General features: G+C 68.4%; 19 protein-coding genes. 11 read left to right on the top strand and 8 right to left on the bottom strand.

The annotated features are described in order from the left end of the window. Positions 1 to 13: 13 nt before the first annotated feature. Genes OG205_RS38555 through cobF form a run of 4 tightly spaced genes read left to right on the top strand, consistent with a single transcriptional unit; the run spans position 14 to position 5572 of the window. Positions 14 to 1123 (top strand): LuxE/PaaK family acyltransferase, encoded by a 1110-nt coding sequence (locus OG205_RS38555; protein WP_330272745.1) that lies wholly within the window; start codon positions 14 to 16, stop codon positions 1121 to 1123. Further along, positions 1120 to 3591, top strand: coding sequence for an acyl-CoA reductase (locus tag OG205_RS38550; RefSeq protein WP_330272744.1), 2472 nt, complete (start codon positions 1120 to 1122; stop codon positions 3589 to 3591). Before OG205_RS38555 ends, OG205_RS38550 begins: the two co-directional genes overlap by 4 nt. 3 nt (positions 3592 to 3594) lie before the next feature. After that, positions 3595 to 4815 carry a phenylacetate--CoA ligase family protein gene (locus OG205_RS38545; RefSeq protein WP_330272743.1) on the top strand — a complete coding sequence of 407 codons (1221 nt, stop codon included), beginning with the start codon at positions 3595 to 3597 and terminating at the stop codon, positions 4813 to 4815. A 13-nt stretch (positions 4816 to 4828) separates the two neighbouring features. Next, entirely contained in the window at positions 4829 to 5572 is a 744-nt protein-coding gene (cobF, locus tag OG205_RS38540; protein WP_330272742.1) for a precorrin-6A synthase (deacetylating), read from the top strand. 260 nt (positions 5573 to 5832) lie between these two features. Here the strand turns inward: cobF and OG205_RS38535 are convergent, their stop codons facing one another. Continuing rightward, positions 5833 to 6357: a TetR family transcriptional regulator gene (locus OG205_RS38535; RefSeq protein ID WP_330272741.1), complete on the bottom strand. Its 525-nt coding sequence runs from the start codon at positions 6355 to 6357 to the stop codon at positions 5833 to 5835. 135 nt (positions 6358 to 6492) lie between these two features. On the opposite strand from OG205_RS38535, the gene OG205_RS38530 reads away from it, so the two are divergent. The 4 genes from OG205_RS38530 to OG205_RS38515 all read left to right on the top strand — a co-directional run bounded on the left by OG205_RS38530 (position 6493) and on the right by OG205_RS38515 (position 11515). Continuing rightward, a complete protein-coding gene (locus OG205_RS38530) occupies positions 6493 to 7308 on the top strand; it encodes an oxidoreductase (RefSeq protein ID WP_330272740.1) in 816 nt (271 codons plus the stop codon). 58 nt (positions 7309 to 7366) lie between these two features. Then, positions 7367 to 8260 (top strand): helix-turn-helix transcriptional regulator, encoded by an 894-nt coding sequence (locus OG205_RS38525; RefSeq protein WP_319975351.1) that lies wholly within the window; start codon positions 7367 to 7369, stop codon positions 8258 to 8260. A 175-nt stretch (positions 8261 to 8435) separates the two neighbouring features. Further along, positions 8436 to 10217, top strand: coding sequence for an alpha/beta hydrolase (locus OG205_RS38520; RefSeq protein ID WP_330272739.1), 1782 nt, complete (start codon positions 8436 to 8438; stop codon positions 10215 to 10217). A 170-nt stretch (positions 10218 to 10387) separates the two neighbouring features. Beyond that, on the top strand, positions 10388 to 11515 hold the full coding sequence (locus OG205_RS38515; protein ID WP_442916856.1) for an IS30 family transposase: 1128 nt from the start codon (positions 10388 to 10390) through the stop codon (positions 11513 to 11515). Positions 11516 to 11579: 64 nt separating this feature from the next. Here OG205_RS38515 and OG205_RS38510 read toward each other — a convergent pair whose 3' ends face one another. The 3 genes from OG205_RS38510 to OG205_RS38500 all read right to left on the bottom strand — a co-directional run bounded on the left by OG205_RS38510 (position 11580) and on the right by OG205_RS38500 (position 12770). Then, on the bottom strand, positions 11580 to 11729 hold the full coding sequence (locus OG205_RS38510; RefSeq protein WP_330272737.1) for a hypothetical protein: 150 nt from the start codon (positions 11727 to 11729) through the stop codon (positions 11580 to 11582). After that, positions 11690 to 12004, bottom strand: coding sequence for a hypothetical protein (locus OG205_RS38505; RefSeq protein WP_330272736.1), 315 nt, complete (start codon positions 12002 to 12004; stop codon positions 11690 to 11692). Before OG205_RS38505 ends, OG205_RS38510 begins: the two co-directional genes overlap by 40 nt. A gap of 70 nt (positions 12005 to 12074) precedes the next feature. After that, positions 12075 to 12770, bottom strand: a complete 696-nt coding sequence (locus OG205_RS38500; protein WP_330272735.1) for a PP2C family protein-serine/threonine phosphatase — start codon at positions 12768 to 12770, stop codon at positions 12075 to 12077. 52 nt (positions 12771 to 12822) lie between these two features. On the opposite strand from OG205_RS38500, the gene OG205_RS38495 reads away from it, so the two are divergent. Next, positions 12823 to 14205 (top strand): HsdM family class I SAM-dependent methyltransferase, encoded by a 1383-nt coding sequence (locus OG205_RS38495; RefSeq protein ID WP_330272734.1) that lies wholly within the window; start codon positions 12823 to 12825, stop codon positions 14203 to 14205. 108 nt (positions 14206 to 14313) lie between these two features. Next, the gene (locus tag OG205_RS38490) at positions 14314 to 15261 is read left to right on the top strand and encodes a serine/threonine-protein kinase (RefSeq protein WP_330272733.1); all 948 of its coding nucleotides are present in this window, start codon (positions 14314 to 14316) and stop codon (positions 15259 to 15261) included. Here the strand turns inward: OG205_RS38490 and OG205_RS38485 are convergent. Both OG205_RS38485 and OG205_RS38480 read right to left on the bottom strand, forming a co-directional pair. Further along, positions 15167 to 16039 (bottom strand): DNA-3-methyladenine glycosylase family protein, encoded by an 873-nt coding sequence (locus OG205_RS38485; RefSeq protein WP_442916646.1) that lies wholly within the window; start codon positions 16037 to 16039, stop codon positions 15167 to 15169. The genes OG205_RS38490 and OG205_RS38485 overlap by 95 nt on opposite strands. A 130-nt stretch (positions 16040 to 16169) precedes the next feature. Beyond that, positions 16170 to 16883 carry a response regulator transcription factor gene (locus tag OG205_RS38480; protein ID WP_330272732.1) on the bottom strand — a complete coding sequence of 238 codons (714 nt, stop codon included), beginning with the start codon at positions 16881 to 16883 and terminating at the stop codon, positions 16170 to 16172. 204 nt (positions 16884 to 17087) lie between these two features. Between OG205_RS38480 and OG205_RS38475 the strand changes: the two genes are divergently transcribed. Then, positions 17088 to 19493: an ATP-binding protein gene (locus tag OG205_RS38475; protein WP_330272731.1), complete on the top strand. Its 2406-nt coding sequence runs from the start codon at positions 17088 to 17090 to the stop codon at positions 19491 to 19493. Here the strand turns inward: OG205_RS38475 and OG205_RS38470 are convergent. Both OG205_RS38470 and ribB read right to left on the bottom strand, forming a co-directional pair. Then, the gene (locus OG205_RS38470) at positions 19483 to 20160 is read right to left on the bottom strand and encodes an HAD family hydrolase (protein WP_330272730.1); all 678 of its coding nucleotides are present in this window, start codon (positions 20158 to 20160) and stop codon (positions 19483 to 19485) included. The genes OG205_RS38475 and OG205_RS38470 overlap by 11 nt on opposite strands. Continuing rightward, positions 20157 to 20813: a 3,4-dihydroxy-2-butanone-4-phosphate synthase gene (ribB, locus tag OG205_RS38465; protein WP_330272729.1), complete on the bottom strand. Its 657-nt coding sequence runs from the start codon at positions 20811 to 20813 to the stop codon at positions 20157 to 20159. The genes OG205_RS38470 and ribB overlap by 4 nt, the downstream gene beginning before the upstream one ends. Positions 20814 to 20815 lie beyond the last annotated feature (2 nt).

The raw sequence follows: 20815 nt of genomic DNA, 5'->3' as shown, positions 1-20815 counted from the left end.
AGGACCGGCAACGGTGCCGGACCCATCGCTGAGCGCCGTCCAGGCGCTGTGCGACATCGCGGCGCCGTACGACCACAGCGACCCGGACCTGTTCCTGGAAGCCATGAACGAGTCGAACCGCTGGCACGCGCAGCGCAACGAGTTCTTCCGCAGCCTGTGGGACGGCAAGCCGCTGCGCGACATCACCGACCAGCCGTTCGTGCACGCCAACTTCTTCAAGATGCACGAGGTGCTGTCGGTGCCGCGCGACGAGGTCGTCGTGCACGCCACCTCGTCCGGCACGACCGGGCAGAAGTCGCAGATGTTCTGGGACGCGTGGACTCTCAGGGCGGGCCAGCGGATGGTCGCGCGGATCTACGACCACAACGGGTTCATCGACACCGACCCGGTGCACTACCTGATCAACCTCAACCAGCCGACGCCTTCCGGCAAGCTCGGCAGCTCGTTCACCGGGCAGTTCATGACCGACTTCGCGCCCGTGGAGTCCGTCGACTACGGCCTCGCGCACACCGGCACCGGGCACGAGTTCGACGCGTTCGGCAGCATCCGCGCGCTGCAGAGGTTCGCGGACACCGGCAGGCCCGTGCGGATCTTCGGGTTCCCGGCGTTCCTGAGCTTCACCATCGACCGCATGCGCGCGATGGGCGTGGAACCGTTGCGGCTGAACGAACGCTCGATGGTGTGGTTCGGCGGCGGCTGGAAGGGCAACGCGGACAAGCAGATCTCCAAGTCCGAGCTGCGCGCGAAGGTCACGGACGTGCTCGGCATCCCGGACGCGCGGATCCGCGACAGCTATGGCTCGGTCGAGCACTCGGTGCCGTACGTCGAGTGCTCGCACCACAACCTGCACGTGCCGACCTGGTCACGTGCGATCGTCCGGGACGTCCGGACGCTGGAACCGTTGCCGTACGGCGAGTCCGGCTACATCCAGTTCGTGTCCCCGTACATCACCTCGGCGCCCGCGCAGAGCGTGCTGATGGGTGACCTGGCCGCACTGCACGCACCTGAGGAGTGCGGTTGCGGCAACGAGACCCCGTGGTTCGAGATCCTCGGCCGCGCCGGCGTCTCCCGCAACCGATCCTGCGCGATCGCCGCAGCAGAACTCTTGAAGGGCAAGGCATGAGGCACCTCTGGCAGGGTGAGTGGATCGACGACGACGCTGTCGCGCTGCGGCTCGACACGTTGGACGACCTCACCCAGCAGGTCATCACCGGGCCGCGCCTGAACCCGCTCGTCGTGCTCGCCGCCGCCGAGAAGGTGGACCTGGAGCAGTACCGCGCGTCTCTGGTCGCGTGGGGCCTCGACGAGGTGGAGATCGACGAGACGCTGGACGCGTTGCGGCACGCTCTCAGCCGGTCGTCGCTGGAACGCAAGCTCAAGCGCGAGCTCGGCAACCTCGACCCGGCGCGGATGGTCCGCTTCGACTTCCGCACGCCCGTCTACGAGGCCTGGGTACCGCTCGGCCTGCTCGCCCACGTGACGGCGGGCAACGCGCCGGTCGCGGGCGTTTTGAGCGCCGTCGAGGGCCTGCTCTCCGGCAACCTCAACGTCATCAAGGTCGCGTCTGACGACTCGGGGTTCACCGCCGAGGTGCTCGCGTCGCTGGCAGCGCACGACCAGACCGGCCAGATCGCCGCGCGGCTCGTCGTGCTGCACTTCTCCTCTTCGCGCACCGACTGGATGTCGCGCATGCTCGGCGCAGTCGATGCCGTCGCGGTCTGGGGTGGTGAGGAGGCGATCACCGGCGTCACCGAGCTGGTCAAGCCCGGCACGCGGGTGATCGACTGGGGCCCGAAGCTGTCGTTCGCCTACCTGACCGGTGACTCGTGGTCCGATGTGGACACCCTGCACGCGCTGGCGGCGGACGTGTGTCAACTGGAGCAGCAGGCGTGCTCCAGCCCGCAGGTGATCTACCTCGACACCGAGGATCCTGCGGAGGTCTTCGCGTTCGCCGAGCGGTTCGCCTCCGTGCTGGAGCTAACGGGCCCGCCGACCCGTGAGCCGTCGCAGGCCGAGTGGGCGGAGATCACGAACACCGTCGTCGTCACACAGCTCGAAGAGCACCTCAAACTCACCAAGGTGCACACCGGCGAGCACTGGCGCGTGCTGGCGGACGTCCGTTCGGCGTTGCGCACCTCGCCGCTGTACCGGACGGTGTGGGTGAAGCCGTTGCCGCGCAAGCAGATCACCTCCGTGCTGCGACCGATGCGCCGCTACCTGCAGACCGTCGGTCTCGCGGCGGACCGCCCTGACACCGCCGGCCTGGCGCGTTCGTTCGTGTCGGTCGGCGTACAGCGGATCACCACGCCGGGTTCGATGCTCGGCGGCTACAGCGGCGAGCCGCACGACGGCGTCTACGCGTTGCAGCGCTACAGCAACCGGGTGTCCGTGCAGCTCGACGACAGGTTCGCCGCGGACGCCTCGCTCGACGACCTGACCGAGTCGCGCCAGCTGCCGGTTCCTTCGGTGCCGGTGACGTTGAAGTCGGACTTCGAGACGCTGCAGGACCGTCCGGCGGACGTGTACTTCCGCAGCGGCGGCAGCTCCGGCGCGCCCAAGCTGTCCGCGTACACCTGGGCGGACTGGGACGAGCAGATGTGGGTGGGCGCCGAGGCGTTGCTCGCCACCGGCCTCGACCCGCGTCGCGACCGGATCATGAACCTGTTCTTCAACGGGCACATGTACGCGAGCTTCGTCAGCTTCTTCTCCGCGCTGGAGCGGATGAACGCGGTGCAGTTCCCGATGGGCGGCGAGTGGGGCCAGCTCGACGCGATCGCCCAGGCCATTGTGGACAACCGCGTCGACACGCTGCTGACCGCGCCTTCGTTCGTGCAGCGGCTCTTCGCCGAGCACGGTGAGCAGTTGAAGCAGTACGGCGGGATCCGCAAGATCTTCTACGCGGGCGAGCACTTCGGCGCGCAGGCCATCGCCCGGCTGCGCGACGAGTTCGGCGTCGAGGTCATCCGCTCGGCGGCCTACGCGACCGTCGACGCCGGCCCGGTCGGCTACCAGTGCCAGGCCTCGTCCGGCAAGGTGCACCACCTGTTCACCGGCCTGCACACGCTGGAGATCCTCGATCCTGAGACGGACCGGCCCGTCTCGTTCGGCGAACCCGGCCGGCTGGTCTTCACCACGCACACCCGTCGTGGCCAGCGGCTGGAGCGCTACGAGATCGGCGACCTCGGCCGCTGGGTCCCCGGTGACTGCGAGTGCGGCCGCCAGACGCCGCGGTTCGAACTGCTGGGGCGCACCGGTGACGTGTTCCGGGCGGCCGCGCAGACGTTGAACTACCGGCGGTTCCTCACGATCCTGGAGGACGAGCACAGCTACGCCGGCGCGTTGCAGATCGAGCTGAACGAGAACGCTCAAGGCGAGGAGCTCGTCGTGCGGATGGAACGCGATCGAGCACCCGAGTCGGCGGCCACCCACATCACGTTGTTGTCCCGCTATGCCGAGGTTTCGGAGGCCGTCAAGAAGGACTCGTTGCTGACCGTGCGCGTCGAGAACGTTCCACTGGCGGACTTCCTGCGGACGAAGAGCAGCGGCAAGTTGATCGCGGTCGTCGACCGGCGCAGCAGCAGGAGTGTGTGAACGATGTCCGTGCTGGACCTAATCTGCTATGCCCGCACGCATTCCCCGTTCTACAAGGAGCTGTACGACGGCTACGACTCCTCGACGCCGCTGTCCGAGCTGCCGGTGATCGACCAGGCCGCGTTCTGGGCCGCGAACACCATCCGCCACAACCAGGTATTGACCCGCGCGCACACCGACGGCCTGATCTTCAAGACCGGCGGCACCACCAAGGCACCTCGCGTCTCCTTCTACACCAACGAGGAGTGGGACGCGATGTGCCGCGCGTACGCGGAAACGCTGCCCGCGGCGGGGCTGCGGCACGGCGATCGGATCGCGAACCTCTTCGCGGCCGGCGAGCTGTACTCCAGCTTCATCTTCGCGCTGAACTCCCTGCAGCGCTCCCCGATCGACCTGGTCCAGCTGCCGATCACCGGCAGCGCGCCGGTCGAGTTCACGCTGACCACCATGCAGGACTTCGAGGCCACCGTCGTGGCGGGCTTCCCGACGACGCTGTGCCGGCTGGCTTCTCACGTCGTGGCCTCGGTCGGCTCACTGCCGTTGGTGCGGCTGATCCTTTTCAGCGGCGAAGCCCTGTACGACGACCAGCGTTCGCTCTTGTCTGAAGCGTTTCCCGGAGCCGAGTTCCGGTCGTTCGTCTACGGCAGCGTGGACGGCGGGATCATCGGCACGGCGGTGCTCGGCTCGGACGACGCGCGAGTGTTCCGCTCCTTTGTGGACAGCTCGGTGCTGGAGATCGTCGACGTCGAGACCGGCAAGCTGATCACCGAGCCCGGCCGGCCGGGCAGGTTGCTGCAGACCGACCTCACCCGGCGACTGCAGCCGATGATCCGTTACCCGGTCGGCGACCTGGCCGAGTGGGTCGACGCGGAGGACGGCATCTTCCGGCTGCTCGGCCGCGCCGACGAGGGCGCGCGGGTCGGCCCCGTGACGCTGCACCTCGACCACCTGCGGGCCGCCGTCGACCGCGCCGGGATCGCGCACAACGGCGTGCAGGTCGTGATCCGCCGCGTGGACGCGCAGGACCAGCTGGTGCTGCGGATCGCCGCTGAGGCTCAGGACTTCTCAGCGCTGCGTGACGAGGTGCACGTGATCAGCCCGCGGTTCGAACTGCAGGTCGGACGCGGCGTTGTCGCACCGTTGGCGGTCGACTGGGTGCCCGCGCTGGAGGTGAATCCCCGCACAGGCAAGACCGTGCGGCTCATCGACGAGCGCCCGGTGTAGTTAGGGTGTTCCGGTGCGAAAGATCCTGGTCATCGGTATCGGCGCGGGCAACCCCGACCACCTGACGGTGCAGGCCGTGAAGGCGTTGCAGACGGTCGACGTGTACTTCGTGCTGGACAAGGGGTCCGTGAAGCAGGAGCTCGTCGACCTGCGCGCGTCGATCCTGGCCGAGCACGTGACGCGGCCGTACCGCTGGGTCGAGGGCCGGGATCCGGAGCGCGACCGCAACCCCGCCGACTACGTCGCGACGATCGACGCCTGGCGCAGGGACCGCGCGGACGTCGTCCTGGGCCTGCTGTCGGACCTGGACGAGGACGAGATCGGGGCGTTCCTGGTGTGGGGCGACCCGTCGCTCTACGACTCGACGCTGGCGATCCTCGACGACCTGCTGGCCCGCGGCGAGTCGTTCGCGGTGGAGGTCATCCCGGGCGTGACGTCGGTGGCGGCGCTGACGGCGGGCCACCGGGTGTCGCTGAACCAGGTGGGCAAGCCGGTGCAGATCACGACCGGCCGCCGCCTCGCCGCGGGGTGGCCGTCCGATGTGGACGACGTGGCCGTGATGCTGGACGCGTCGTACTCCTTCGAGGGCGTCGACCCGGACACGTGGATCTACTGGGGCGCCTACCTCGGGATGCCGGACGAGATCCTGGTGTCGGGCCGGGTCGGGGACGTGGCGGCGGAGATCCGCAGGGTTCGGTCCGAGGCGCGCGAGCGCAAGGGCTGGATCATGGACACCTACCTGCTGCGCAGGCCCTGATCCTCGTCGAGCAGGAACGGCAGTGTGCAGAACCGGCGACCACGGGTGACTTTCGTGACCTCGTGCAGCGGTGAGCACGAGAACACCAGTGCTTCGCCCTTCTTCGCCCGGTAGGTCGTGGTGCCCGCTCAGCTCCTCGCAGAACTCCGGTTCCGGCACACGTGGAACCGTCAGGACCGGTGCGGCCAAGTCGCTGCCGGGAACGTCCGGCGCACGTTCCCCCACCCCCAGTAGTGGTTTCCCGCGTGCTGACTTCGGGCCTACTCGGCGATCAGCCGCCGCACGGAGCGTTCGACGAGCTCACGGGTCGCGTTCGGGGTGCTGAACGCCAGGATCGACATGTGCACGACCAGGTCGAGCAGATTCGTGGCGTTGAACGCCGCCGAGATCCTGCCCTCCATCTGGGCCTTCGCGACGGCCTCGATCTTGTGCTTGTAGGCCTCCGCTTCGGCCTTCGGAATTTCGCTGAAGCCGTTCTCCAGGCGGTGGTAGGCCACGAGCCTGAGCAGTTGCGGTCGCACCAGGTACGCCTCGAACAGCCGGCCCGCGTAGCCGGGCAGGTCCTCCGGCGTGATCGGGACCTCCCGGATCATGCGGTCGACCTGGATCTTCAGCAGTTCGTCGAACAGGCCCTCCTTGCTGCCGAAGTAGGCGTAGATCATCGCCTTGTTGCAGCCGGCCGTGGCCGCGATGCGGTCGACCCGCGCCCCGGCGATCCCGTACTGGGAAAACTCCTCGAGTGCCGCGTCCAGCAACTTGGCCTTGGTCGCTTCCTTGTCCCTCACCACACCCCCATCTTAACCAACCGGTTGGTAGTAGCAACCAACCGGTTAGTTGACAGCGCACCTCGGACGTGGTTGCCTGGCTCTAGCAACCAAACAGTTAGTTACTACAGCCAACCAGGTAGTCGGGAGAACGTCATGAAGGTCGCACTGGTCACGGGTGCCTCGTCGGGGATCGGCGAATCCACCGCGGTCGAGCTGCACAAAGCCGGTTACACGGTCTACGCGGCGGCGCGTCGGGTGCAGCGGATGGAAGGGCTCGCCACGCAGGGCATCCGGGTGCTGGAGATGGACGTCACCAGCGACGAGTCGATGGTCGGCGGGGTCAAGAAGATCATCGCGGAGGCCGGGCGGATCGACGTGCTCGTGAACAACGCCGGCTACGGGTCGTACGGCGCGGTCGAGGACGTGCCGCTGGACGAGGCGCGGTACCAGTTCGAGGTCAACGTGTTCGGACTGGCGCGGCTGGTGCAGCTGGTGTCGCCGCACATGCGGGAGGCCGGACGCGGGCGGATCGTGAACGTCTCGTCGATCGGCGGGCGGATCTACGAGCCGCTCGGGGCCTGGTACCACTCGACGAAGTTCGCGGTGGAGGGACTGAGCGACTCGCTGCGGCTCGAGCTGAAGCCGTTCGGGATCGACGTCGTGGTGATCCAGCCCGGCGGGATCAAGACCGAGTGGGGCGGGATCGCGGTCGAGAACCTGCAGAAGACGTCCGGCGGCGGCGCGTACGCGGGGCAGGTCAAGCAGTTGTCCGGATTCTTCTCGCAGATGGATCGCGGCAGTGAGCCGAAGGTCATCGCGGACGTCATCGTGAAGGCCGCGGAGGCTCGCAGGCCGCGCACCAGGTACGCGGCGGGGTTCGGGGCGCGGCCGATCCTGTTCGCGCGCAGGGTGTTGTCCGACCGGGCGTTCGACGCGCTGTTCCTCGGGGCGATGCGCCGGTTCGCCTAAGCCGTGCTCCTGCTGTCTGAGCAGGTACCTTCGGTTCAGAACCACCGAGGGGAGTCGTGTGCACGAGGGGCTGTCGCCGGAGGCCGAGAAGCTCTACCTGGCGATGCTGCGCGGGGACGACAGCGCGGAGTCCGATGCGGCGCGCGCGGAACTCGAACGGCTCGGGCTGGTCAGGAACGACGGCGTGCGGCCGCCGCGGTCGGCGCTGGCCGCGATCGCTTCCGGGCACGAGGCCGCGGCCGTCAGGGCCAGGGAGACCGCTGAGTTCCTGGCCGCCGCCTACGCCGCGCGTGGCGCGAAGGAGGTCGACTTCGTCGAGGTGCTCCAGGACGCGGCCGAGGTGATCAGCGCGTTCGAGGAGATGCAGAGCCAGGCGAAGTCGGAGATCCGGGCGCTCGACCCCGGTTCGTACCTGAGCCCGCAGCCGGAGGCGAGTCCCGCGCAGCCCCCGGCGCTGGCCCGCGGCATCGGCTATCGGGTCGTGTACGAGTCGGCGCTGTTGCAGACCGAGCGGGGATTCGCGTCGGTGCAGGAGAGCATCGCCGCAGGCGAGCAGGCGCGGACGTTTCCCGGCGTGCCGCTGAAGCTCGTGATCGCCGACTCGGACCGGGCGTTGATCGCGGTGCCGACGGTCACCGGCGGGAACGTGGTGGCACTGCTCATTCACCCGTCCGTGCTACTGAGCGCGCTGATCGAACTGTTCGAGGCGTTCTGGCGGATGGCGGTGTCGATCACGCCTGGCGGCCAGGAGGTCACCCGCGAGGAGCCGACCACCGCGACCCGGAGGCTGATGGCACTGCTCAGTGCGGGTCTGACGGACGAGTCGATCGCGCGCGAGCTCGGGATCAGCGAACGCACGGTGCACCGCCGGGTGAGCCGGCTGCAGCAGTTGCTGGGGGCGCAGACCCGGTTCCAGCTCGGCGTGCAGGCGTCACGGCGCGGTTGGCTTTAGTCACCCAAGGTCACCGAGTCACCGATCTTCATCACTCTATGAACACGATTGGTGACGGTTTCCAGACATGGCGACTTTCTGCCATCACCCAGGAGTGTTAAACGCGCGTTTTTCCTTTCTCCTCTGTTGCAAGCGCGGCCTCACCGGCCGTGCGGGGGCAGGAAGGGATCCACCAGTGAGGAAGTACTTCAGAGGCGGCATCGCCGCGCTGACGGGGGCACTGATCGCGACGAGCATCGTGCTCACGCCGGCGGCCGGCGCGGCGGCCAAGCAGGACCCGGACACGCAGAAGCTCGCGGGCTCGCTCGCCACCCAGAAGGTCACCTGGGAGGAGTGCACCTTCCCCGGCGTCGACCCGGCGACCGTCACGAAGTTCAAGACCGTCAAGGGCCTCGCCTGCGCGACCATCCAGGTCCCGCGCGACTGGCACAACCCGGCCGACGGCAACACGATCGGCATCCGCGTCTCCAAGACCGAGACCGCGTTCAAGGGCACCAGCCGTCAGGGCATCGCGCTGGTCAACCCCGGTGGCCCCGGCGGCTCCGGCCTGCCGTGGGGCGCGGCGATGGCCCTGCGCACCCCGGTCCTCGCCGGCCAGTACGACTTCATCGGCTTCGACCCGCGCGGCGTCGGTCTCTCCGCGCCGCTCACCTGCAGCTACACCGTCCCGAACAGCACTGACGTCAACGTGCTGAACAAGGCCAAGGTCGACGGCTGCCTCGAGAACCCGCTGACCCAGTTCATCACCACCGAGCAGACCGCCTACGACATGGACTTCATCCGCGTCGTGCTCGGCGAGAAGAAGATGAGCTACATCGGCTACTCCTACGGCACGTGGCTCGGCACCTGGTACGCCGCCACGTTCCCGAGCAAGACGCACCGCTTCCTGCTCGACTCGGCCGTCGACGCCTCGCAGTCGACGCTGGAGAACACCTGGGACCTGCAGCCGCGCACCCGCGACCGCCAGTTCCAGGAGGCGCTGCTGCCGTACATGACGCGCCGCGACGACACGTACGGCCAGGGCACCGACCCGATGGAGATCCGCCGCAACTGGGAGAAGGCCGGCGGCACCCGTGAGTTCGTCGGGCAGCTGTTCGCCGCGTGGTTCGTGATCCCCGCGATGTACGACACCTCGCAGTACCACGCGGCCGCGTCCGCGATCGCCTCGGTGATCGACGCCGCCGAAGAAGGCACCGCGACCGGCACCGACTCGGAGAAGGTCGAGCGGATCGTCGCGAAGATGCTGACGGTTCCGGGCCTCACCGACGAGAACAAGGCGTTCATCGCCAAGGGCAAGAGCAACGCGCTCAACGCGATCGCCAAGAAGGAGCGCGTCGCGGTGAAGGCCACGACCGCCGCCGCCGAGGTCGAGACCTGGGACGCGACGTTCGAGGCGATCCGTTGCCAGGACGGTCAGTGGAACCAGAACCTGCACTACTGGAACTACTGGCTGGCCGACCTGACCGTGAACGCGCCGTTCATCGCGCCGTTCATGAGCACCCCGCTGTGCGCCTACTGGCAGACGAAGAACTCGATGCCGAAGCCGGACAAGAAGACCTTCCCGCGTCTGCTGGTCGCGCAGTCCGAGCTCGACGCGGCCACCGCGTACGAGGGTGGTCTCGCCACGGCGAAGGCGCTGCCGAACGCCAAGCTGATCAGCGTCGACAACGAGGGCTCGCACGGCCTGTTCCCGTACAACACGGACTGCGTCGACGACCCGATCGTCTTCTACTTCCAGACCGGCGCCACCCCGCGCAAGCAGTTCACGGGCTGCCAGGCGCTTCCGCTGCCGAACGAGGACAAGACGTTCGACGTCGGCGGCAAGCTCACCAACGGCAAGGTGAAGATCAAGATGATCACGCCGGCCGTGAAGGAAGCCAACAAGATCGTCAAGGACCTGCTGAGCGGCTCCTCGACGGCGGCGGCCGACGAGTCGGGCATGCCGGCCAACCTGTAACACCCTTTTAGAGCTGCGGCCCTCGGCGCGATCTTGGGTTCTAGGAGTCGTCGCAACACCTCAGTTGAGGGGTTGCGATGGAGTTCGAGATCCGGGACCGGTCGGTCAACCGGGGCAGGCGTCGTCTGACGCGCGAGCGCGAGGCTTATCTTGCGCTCGTGCGTCGGGGCGTGAGCAGTCGAGAAGCATGTGGGATTGTCGGGATCAACGTCCGGACCGGTAAACGCTGGCGCAACGGACGTAACCCGACCGGCAGTGAAGCAGGGGCGTCGCCGATCATCTCGGCGGCGCTTTCTGTTGTGCGAGGCCGGTTTCTCAACGAGGACGAACGCGTCGTCATCGCCGACCGCCGTCGCACGGGTGCCACGCTGCAGCAGATCGCCGCAGAGCTAGGCCGCGATCGGTCGACGATCAGCCGCGAGCTGCGGCGCAACGCCCATCACATCTCCGGGGACTACCGGCCACACGCGGCCCAGCGCCTGGCCGAAGCGCGCCGGCCACGCCCGAAGACCGGCAAGATCGCCGCGAATCCCGCGCTGCGGCAGGTGATCCAGGATGGCCTGGACCTGCGGTGGAGCCCGGAACAGATCGTGCGACGCTTGCGCCGGGACTTCCCTGACCGGCCGGAGATGCACGTGGTCCACGAAACGATCTACCAGACCCTCTACCTCCAAGGACGCGGTGAACTGCGCCGCGAACTCGCCCAGGCGCTGCGCACCGGCCGCGCGATCCGCCGCCCGCGCCGCCAGGTCCAGCAACGCCTCCCGCGCATGGCCACGCCGATGGTCATGATCAGCGAACGTCCCGCCGAAGCCGACGACCGTGCCGTTCCCGGCCACTGGGAAGGCGACCTGATCATCGGCAAGGACGGCAAGTCCGCGATCGGCACCCTGGTCGAACGCGCCACCCGCTACGTCATGCTCGTGCACCTGCCGAACGGCCGCACCTCAGACGTGGTCCGCGACGCGTTGATCGACACCATGAGCGGCCTGCCCACGCATCTGGCCAGGTCATTGACCTGGGACCAAGGCAGCGAGATGCACCGCCACCACGAGTTCAGCCTGGCCACCGACATCCCGGTCTACTTCTGCGACCCGCACTCACCCTGGCAACGCGGCAGCAACGAGAACACGAATGGCTTGCTGCGCCAGTACTTTCCCAAAGGCACGAACCTGGCCGTCCACAACCGTGAGCATCTGGACGCGGTCGCGGTCCAGCTCAACGGCCGCCCACGCAAAACGCTCGGCTGGGACACCCCAGCCGAGCGCTTGACTAAACTCCTGACCGAAGCCAGTTGATCAGTTGTGTTGCAACGACCCCTAGAAACCGCCGATGCGCCGGGGGCCGTTTCCATGCACAGGACTACCAGCACTGTTCCACGTAGTCGCGCCAGAACGTCACGGTGACCTGCGGCCGCCGGCCGTTCGGACAGCCGGGCCGGGGCTTCTCGAACTCCTGGTTGACGTAGTCGGTCAGATCAACGCCGTAGCTGATGATGTCCGTTCCGTGCACGGACAGAACCGAATGCCCGGACGTGACCCGGCCCGCTTGACCGGCCCGCCGAGTTGCCGGTGGAGATCGTCCGGCTCGCCGCGCCACTCGGGCCACGCCTGATCCCAGGTGTGGAAGACCCCGGCTTCCGACATGTGGGGAGTGTTCACCGGCAACCCCGCCGCGAGGAACGCGCGATGGTCGTCAGCGAACTCGAATTCGTGTTCGGCCTCGATGCGGGCGAACTCCGCATCGGTCAGCCCCGGCGCGATCTCACAGCAGCCCAGCTCGGCCAAGCGTCGTGCGGCCGCGGTTCCGAGACTGATGCCCCCATCTGTCGTCACCTCGCGACCGTGGCGGGATCTTCTAGCGCTGCCACCACTTTTTGCGGATCACGTCGATGATCACGCAGGTGATGTTGTCCGGGCCGCCGTTGCCGTTCGCCAGCGCGATCAGCTGCCAGGCCGCGTCCGTTCCGTCCTCAGTGGACAGCAGGATCTCGTGGACGTCGTCGAGGTCCGTGTAGTCCGTCAAACCGTCGCTGCACAACAGGTAGCGGTCCTCGATCTTGGCCTGGTGCCACGTGAGGTCCGGGTCGTGCGAGTTGCCGGACTGCAAGGCGCGCAACACATAGGCGCGGCGCGGATGGACGAGCGCTTCCTCCGGCGTCATGCGGCCCGCGTCCACCAGGGCCTGCACCATGGTGTGGTCGTGGGAGATCTGGCGAAGCTCGCCTTCCCTGAGCAGGTACGCGCGGGAGTCGCCGATGTGCGCCAACTGGAAGGCGAGGCCCTCCCAGCGGATGGCGGTGAGGGTGGTGCCGGCGCCCTGGGGCGTCTCGGCGTCGAGTCTGCGCGCGATCTCGGAGACCGCGGGGCCCAGGTCGCCCTGCCAGCCCGCTAAGACGTTCACCGCGAGTGCGCTGGCCACTTCGCCGTGCTCGTGGCCGCCCATGCCGTCCGCCACGGCCTGCAGGTCCGCGCGGACGTAGACCGAGTCCTCGTTGTGCTCGCGAACGAGCCCAGGATCGGTCGCCACGGCGATACGCAGCTCGTGTGTCATGTCTCCAGTAGATCAGTTGTGAAGTGAGTTCACAAGCAATACGGTTGTGAACATGGATGAGACGGTCAACGCTGGTGACATCGCGCGCCTCGCTGATGTGGGGCGGGCGGCGGTGTCGAACTGGCGGCGGCGGTTCGAGGACTTCCCGTCACCGGTCGGCGGGACGGCCTCAAGTCCGTTGTACCTGTTGCGCGACGTGGAGTCATGGCTTCGGCGCAACGGGAAACCGTTCCGTGTCTCACCGGCCGAGCGGCTGTGGACCCAACTGCGGACCGCCGACGACCTGAAGCTCGGTGAGGCGCTGGCCGCGGTCGAGGCCGACGCGCAGACGTTCGAGTTCCTGCACGAGCGCTACCTCGAAGCGCACTCGCGACTGTTGAACCCCACTCCGTCCGAGGTCATCGAGGTCGTGCTGGCCACGACCGACGGCGACACGGTGATCGATCCCGCGTGCGGCACGGGCAGTTTGCTGAAGGCCTCCAGTGCCCGGAACAAGATCGGGCAGGAGCTCGATCCCGTCTCAGCGGTGATCGCGCGCCGCCGAATGCCGCACGCGCAGATCTACACCGGCGACTCGTTGCGGCACAACGGCGTCCAGGAGAAGGCCGACGCGGTGGTGTGCGATCCGCCGTGGCACGACCGGACGTGGGGACACGAGGAACTGGTGGGCGACGCCCGCTGGACCTACGGGCTGCCACCGCGCGGCGAGCCCGAGCTGGCGTGGTTGCAGCACTGCCTGTCGCTGACGAAACCGGGCGGGCTGGTCGCGGTGCTGCTCCCGTCGGCGACGGCGTCCCGCAGGCCCGGCAAGCGGATTCGCGGCAACCTGCTGCGAGCCGGCGCCCTGCGCGCGGTGATGACCGTGCAACCGGGACGCGATCTGTGGCTGCTGCGGAACCCGATCGGCCGCGCACCCGAACAGATCGCACTGCTGGAGGCGCCCGGCCCGCTCGACCCGAACACGCGGGTCATCGACCTGCTGGACGACGACGTCGACCTCAGTCCGTCGCGGCGCAACGGCACCGACGCGTCCGCCTACCTCGACGCACAACCGACGTTCGGCCTCGCACCGCTACCTGAGCTGCGGGAACAGTCCACTCCCCCGATGACGACGATCGGCGAACTCGTCCGCGCGGCCCCCGGCAAGCACGTCGTCACGTCCCCGACCGGCGCGACGTACGAGATCGATCCGCGCAAGATCGACCCGGACTTCCTCGAGGGCGTGCTGCGCGCCGCGTTCGCCAGGACGCCGACCGGCTCGACCCGCCTCGACGTGCGCCGGACGCAGGTCCCGTCGCTGCCGCTGGACGGACAACGACGGTACGGACAGGCGTTCGCGCAGCTCAAGGCCCTGGAAGCAGGTCTGGAAGAGGCCGCCGCGCTGGTCCGTTTGGGCTACAATGGACTCCTGAGCGGACAGGTCGGCCCGGCGTGATTCCGGCAGATTCACCCGTTCGGGACGTCCTGAAACGCTGTTACCGTCGCCTCGCTATACGAGGAAGCGCGGGGTGGGCGACCGGGTGACGGCAGTTAGGCTTCCCAGGTGCTGATCGCCGACCGCTATGAGATCGACGACCTGCCGCTGGGGCGGGGTGGCATGGGTGCCGTGCACAAGGGGCGGGACCTGCGCCTGGATCGCCGGGTCGCGGTCAAGCTGCTGCGCCTGCCCGGCAGCGACGACGAGGTGGCGCAACGGTTCGCGCGCGAAGCGAGGATCGTCGCCAAGCTGGAGCACCCAGGAGTGCCCGTCCTGTACGACTTCGGGACGTACGAGCAGCGCCTGTTCCAGGTCATGCAGTTCGTCGACGGCGTCACAGTCGCCGACCTGGTCGGCGAGTTCGGCCCGCTGCCAGAGGCGTGGGCCGCGAACATCGCCGCGCAGACCGCCGCGGTACTGGCCGCCGCGCACGAACGCGGCATCTGCCACCGGGATCTCAAGCCCACCAACCTGATGCTGTGCCCGGACGGCGCGGTGAAGGTGCTGGACTTCGGGCTCGCGCTGCTGCGGGAGAGCGACGTCGCGCCGTTCAGCCGAGCCGGCCAGATCCTCGGCACGCCCTCGTACATGGCGCCGGAGCAGATTCAGCGCGGGGTCGCCGAGCCGCGCAGCGACCTGTACGCGCTGGGGTGCGTGCTGCACGAGATGCTGACGGGCGACCAGCTCTTCACCGGGCCGACGGCGTACGCGGTGTTCGACAAGCACGTCAAGGAGCCGCCGCCGCGGCTGCCCGGCGCGCTCGACCCGGTGGTGCAGCGGTTGCTGGCCAAGGACCCCGGCGGGCGGCCGACGACGGCGCTGGAGGTTTTCGAGGATCTGCAAGGGTTTGCGCAGGATCCGCCGGCGTTGCCCGGGTTCGTGCGGGACGGGTCGACGGCGATGTACTCCAGCGTGCAGGTCAGGCCGGGATTCGGTTCACCTCGTGATCGCCGGTCGCCCACAGGTGTTGCACCGCGTACGCACGCCACGGTCGCCACGCCTCCGAACGCCTGACCAGCGCTGCGGGCGTCGACGGCAGACCCAGGGCCTCCGCGGCCAGACGGATGCCGAGGTCGGTCGGCAGGAACGCGTCGGGATCGCCCAAAGAGCGCATCAGGATCGACTCGACGGTCCACGGGCCGAAGCCGGGCAGCGACGAAAGCCATTCGCGCGCAACGGTTCGGTCGGCGCCGGCTGACAGGTCCAAACCGGACTCGAGGGCGCCGAGCAACGCGGCCATCGTGCGGCGGCGGGACTCGGGCATGGCCAACTCGCCGACGTCGAATGACAGCGGGAACAGGAACAGGTCGCCTACGGGCGTGCCGTGAGCGGCCACGAGGCGTGCGGCGTGCGTGCGCGCGGCCTTCGTTGAGACCTGCTGGCCCAGCACGGCGCGAATGGCGAACTCCGCGCCGTCCACCGTGCGCGGTACACGGCGGCCGGGTGCGGCGGAAACCAGCGGCGCCAAAAGCGGATCCGCGGACAACGCAGCATCGACCACGAATGGATCGGCGTCGAGGTCCAGCAGAAACCGGCAAAGGTCTAGAGCACTGGCCAAATCGCGAGAATCGGACAGTTCCAGCGTGCAGGCGACGTGCTTCGGGAACGGCCGCAATGCGACGATCCCGAATCCGCAAGGAAGTCGCAAGGTTCGCCGGTAGACACCGTCTCGCCACTCCTCCACACCCGGCACGGCGGTGGCGATGAGGTGGCCGAACAGGTTGTCGGGACACAGAGGTGCTTGAAAGTGCAAGTGTTCCGAGAACGTGTCGAGCTGCATGTCCACCAGCATGACGCCATTCCAAGCGAGACGCTGGCGGGAAAGCGACATCATTCCGGACGGGGCCAACCGGGTGACCTGCTTCGCGGCGCGAAAATCCGTGGCTAGGCTGGCTGTCGCGCCGTGGCAGCAGTTGTCAGATTCAGCATGGAAGGGCGGCGTCGCGTGCGATGAGAGCGGCTTGGACGCGGTTGTCGCACCGAAGTTTCGTCAGCAGTCGGCTGACGTGGGCCTTGATCGCCCCTTCCGAGAGGTACATGAGCCTAGCGATGCGCGCGTTCGCCATGCCCTGCGCCAGATACACCAGCACTTCCTGCTCGCGTCGAGTGAGCAGGCCGATGCGGCTGCGCGCGGCGTCACGGCGTTCCGAGTCGACGCCGGTGAAGTGGTCGATCAACGCACGCGTCGCGGACGGCGAGAGGATCGCTTCTCCTGCTGCGACGGCACGCACGGCGTTCACGAGCGCGTCGGGTTCGCCGCTCTTGAAGAGGAATCCCGCCGCGCCGGCCCGCAACGCGGGGAAGAGCATCTCCTCGGTCTGCCGGGTGCACAGCATGATCACCTGGGTGCCGGGCACGTGCCTGCGCACCATCCGCACCGCCGCGAGGCCTTCCATGCCGGGCATGGACGCGTCCATCAGCAACACCTGCGGGCGTTGGCGCCGCGCGAGTTCGAGCGCGCCGCCGCCGTCACCGGCCTCGCCGACGACCACGACGTTGCCGGAACGCTCCAGCACACCGCGGACTCCCGTGCGGATCAGAACCTCGTCGTCGGCGATGCCAACGGTGATCGTGCGCGGCTTGTCCACCAGTTGCAGACCTGCGCTCGCCCACGAGGTGCTCGTCGTCAACGTCATGCGCACTCCCTGTCAGACCGGACCAGTCTCCAGTTTGTTCCCGAACGAGGAACTCAGGAAGGCAGGCATAACGAGCAGGTTGCGAACCGTCTCGCGCGCACGCAGGCGTAACGGGTTGCACATAACGGCCCACCACTTACGACCTGCGCGAACACCGCACCGAGACAGGAACAGCCTGCCGTTACGGCTTGAGGAGAGGGACTCATGAGCAGCAACGGACGTTGCGCACTGTGCGACGGAACGATGCCTCCCGCCACCTCCGAGCAACGCAGGTCCTATTGCTCCAACGCGTGCCGCCAACGGGCGTATCGCCGCCGTGCCACCGTTTCCACGACAACGCCTCCCACCAGGCAGAACCTGCGCGTCCTCTCGAACCTGCCCGCGGCGCGTGACACGTTCATCGGCCGTCAGCAGGAGCTGTCGAAACTCGACCAGCTGTTGCGCAGGCATCGTCTCGTTACGCTCGTCGGCAGTGCGGGTGCGGGCAAGACGAGGCTCGCGCTGGAGGCCGCGGGACGGCTGCGGCGCGGGCGAACGGACCGGGTCCTGCTCGTCGCGCTGGGCGAGATCACCGCTTCCCGAGACGTCGTACCGGCCCTCGCCGACGCGCTCGGAGTGGCCGCGGAGTCCGACGAACCGTTGCGCGCCACCGTGGTCGAGACGCTCAAGAACATGAAGGCGGTCGTAGTCCTCGACAACTGCGAACACCTCCTCGACACGTGCGCCGAACTCACCGACATGCTGCTGAACCGCTGCCCCGGCGTGCGGGTGCTCGCGACGTCACGCGAAGCCCTGTGGATCACCGGCGAGGTCAGCTTCCACGTCGAGGGTTTACCTGTTCCTTCAACAGATCGGGACTTGGTCACGACGGCGGCGCCGCGTTCCGAGGCCGTGAAGCTGTTCGTGGACAGGGCACGCGAGCGCAAGCCCGACTTCCGGTTGACCCTCGACAACATCGCCGCGGTCGCACTGCTGTGCGCACGACTGGAGGGCATGCCACTCGCGATCGAACTGGCCGCGCGCTGGGTGCAGGTGCTGCCGGTCGCGGACATCTGCGACCGCATGGACGAACCGCTGGAACTGCTGACGCTGGGCTGCCGCAAGTCGCCGTCGCGCCAGAGTTCGTTGCGTGAGGCCATCGACTGGAGCTACCAGCTGTTGCAGCCGGACGAGCAGTTCGCGCTGCGGCGGCTCTCGGTGTTCGACGGCGGCTTCGATCTGACCGCAGCCACCGAGGTCTGCTCGTCGGAACGCTCCGCGGAACCGGTGCTGGACGTGCTGTCCCGGCTGCAGGCGAAGTCGTTGCTGACGGCCGTGCCCGGCACGACCCGGTTCCGGCAGCTGGAGTCGGTTCGGTTGCACGCCAGGGAGAAACTGCTGGCCGCCGGCGAGCTGGACATGGCCTACGAGGCGCTCGCCCGCTGGTTCACCGACCTCTCGGACGTGCTGATCACCGCGCCGCTGTCGGTGCCGGCGGACGTGCAGCTCAAGCTCGACAACCACGTCGACAGCCTGCTCGGCACGGTCGAGTGGGCGGCGGATCGTGACGACGAACGGTTGTTGCTGCTGACCTCCGCGCTGGCCGACTGCGCCGCCCGGCGCGGACGGCTCGGCCAGGCGCGCGTGATGCTGCGGGACGCGCTGCGGCGACCGTCCACAAGGGATGAATACAGGTGCGTGGCCCTCAACCACGCCGCCCGGTTCGCGGCCGAGCAGGGCGACCACGACGAGGCCGTCGAACTCTCCAGCGAGGCGTCGCGGCTGGTGCCGGACAGCGCCACGGCGTTGGCGATGAGCTGCCGCAGCACGTTGGCGGCCGTGCAGCAGTCGTCCGGCGAGTGGGAGGCGTCGAACGCGAACAGCACCGAGTGCCTGCGGGTCGCGGAGTTGCTGGGCGAGCCTCTCGCCCGTGCAGCGTGCTTGGTGGACCTCGCGCGCACGGCGTTGTCTCTGGGCAAGCACGAACGCGCCGAGAAGAACGTCATGAAGGCGTTGCCGATCTCGCGCGCGTCGGGCATGCCCGCGCGCATTGCCTCCGCACTGACCACACGGGGCGCCGTCGCGTTGGTACAGGGCGACCTGGACGAGGCGACGCACGCCTTCCAAGAGGCGCTGCGGATGGACGGCATCAACCCGTTGACCGCCCCTGACGCCCTGGAAGGCCTCGCCGTGGTCGCCGTGACGCGCGGTCAGGCTGAGCGCGCGCTACGGATCGAGGCGACAGGACGCGCGCTCAGGCGATCTGTCGGCGTGGTACCGAACCCCTTCTGGGCGGAGAAGGTCGCCGTGGCAATGCGCACCGCACGGCTGATGCTGTCCGTCGCGCGCGCAGAGGCAGCCTCCACGCCGTTGACCGCTGCGGAGACCGAAGCGTTCATCCAGGACGAGGTGTGGCTCGATCGCACGGAGGCCGCGTTCGGCTCGCTGGACGACCACGAACGGCGCGTGATCGCGTTGCTCGCCACGGGACTGACGAACCAGCAGATCGCGAACCGGCTGAACGTGTCGCTGCGGACGGTGGCCTCGCGGCTGCAGCGCCTGCGGGACAAACTCGGGCTGCAGAGCCGCGAGGACATCGCGGCCTGGGGAGCGGAACGCGCTATCGGCTGAGCGCGTAAACGTTTACCCACAGTTGACAGATTTCCTTGGCCGCCACACGGGCATCGGAGGCCGTGCAGGCCGCCAGCTTCAGCACGTCGGCGTCACGAGCCGTGGTGGCGTTGGGAATCGCGAGCACGGTCATTCCCGCCGCGTGCGCAGAGCGGATGCCCGACGCCGAGTCCTCGATCGCGAGGACGTTCACGGGGTCGAGGCCGAGCTTGCGCGCGGCGAGCAGGTACGGGTCGGGCGCGGGCTTGCCGTTCGTGACGTCGTCGCCCGTCACGATCGCCTCGACGTGCCTGCGCAGTCCGGACGCCGACGCGGCCGCCCTGACGTACCGCCGCGGTGACGCCGAGACCAACCCGACCGGTCCGAGCTCGGCCGCCAGGGCAACGAGTTCCGCGGCGCCAGGCAGCAACCCGAACGTGCCGCGTGCGATCGCGTCCACCATGCCGTCCACGCACTCCGACGCGGCGCGCTCCGGTGTGAGGCCGTGGCACCGTTCGGCGAGGTAGGCACTCCAGTTCGCCGTGCTGGTGCCCTGGATCGCCGTCCAGTCGGTGGAGGTCCAGCGGTGGTCGTGGCGGGCCGCGACGGTGCCGATGACCTGGTTCCACGTCGCGGCGCTGTCGACGAGGGTCTCGTCGAGGTCGAAGACGGTCGCGAGCAGCGTCACAGCGCGACCACGCTCTCCTGCACGAACGCCGCAAGCTGCTCGATGGACACCAGCTTCAGCCAGTGCCGGTCCGCGAACGCCCTGAGCTGCGGCAACCGCGCGACGCCGCCGTCCTCGTCGCACACCTCGCTGATCACCGCGACCGGCGCGAACCCAGCCAGCCGCATCAGTTCGACGGCGGCCTCGGTGTGCCCGCGCCGTTCGGTGAGGCCACCTGCCCTGGCGCGCAACGGAAACACGTGGCCGGGCCGGCGCACGTCCTGCGGGGTGCTCGCCGGATCGGCGAGAACGCGCAGGGTGCGGGCGCGGTCGGCGGCGGAGATGCCGGACTCGATGCCGTTCTTGGCGTCGATCGAGACCGTGTAGGCGGTGCCTTCGGGGTCCTCGTTGTCCTGGACCATCAGCGGCAGCCGCATCCGGTCGGCGACCTCGGGGGACACCGGCGCGCAGATCAGGCCGCTCGTGTGCCGCACGTAGAACGCCAGCGCCTGTGGGGTGGCGTGTTCGGCGGCCATGATCAGGTCGCCTTCGTTCTCGCGGTCCTCGTCGTCGACCACGATCACCGGGCGGCCCGCACGCAGATCGGCGATGGCCGCCTGGACGGAGTCGAGGCTTGGTGTGCGTTTTGCCTGTTCAGGAACGGTGAGGTTCACGT

Source organism: Lentzea sp. NBC_00516, from assembly GCF_036346835.1.
GTDB classification, from domain to species: Bacteria; Actinomycetota; Actinomycetes; order Mycobacteriales; family Pseudonocardiaceae; genus Lentzea; species Lentzea sokolovensis.
The sequence above is the reverse complement of the archived record's forward strand: the minus strand, read 5'-3'. Positions and strand labels throughout refer to the sequence as shown.

Excerpts from the sequence above, each read along its gene's own strand:
- OG205_RS38550 (WP_330272744.1), top strand. The coding sequence starts at position 1,120 with ATGAGGCACCTCTGGCAGGGTGAGTGGATCGACGACGACGCTGTCGCG.
- OG205_RS38545 (WP_330272743.1), top strand. The coding sequence starts at position 3,595 with ATGTCCGTGCTGGACCTAATCTGCTATGCCCGCACGCATTCCCCGTTC.
- OG205_RS38530 (WP_330272740.1), top strand. The coding sequence starts at position 6,493 with ATGAAGGTCGCACTGGTCACGGGTGCCTCGTCGGGGATCGGCGAATCC.
- OG205_RS38500 (WP_330272735.1), bottom strand. The coding sequence starts at position 12,770 with ATGACACACGAGCTGCGTATCGCCGTGGCGACCGATCCTGGGCTCGTT.
- OG205_RS38495 (WP_330272734.1), top strand. The coding sequence starts at position 12,823 with ATGGATGAGACGGTCAACGCTGGTGACATCGCGCGCCTCGCTGATGTG.
- OG205_RS38485 (WP_442916646.1), bottom strand. The coding sequence starts at position 16,039 with ATGCTGGTGGACATGCAGCTCGACACGTTCTCGGAACACTTGCACTTT.
- OG205_RS38480 (WP_330272732.1), bottom strand. The coding sequence starts at position 16,883 with ATGACGTTGACGACGAGCACCTCGTGGGCGAGCGCAGGTCTGCAACTG.
- OG205_RS38475 (WP_330272731.1), top strand. The coding sequence starts at position 17,088 with ATGAGCAGCAACGGACGTTGCGCACTGTGCGACGGAACGATGCCTCCC.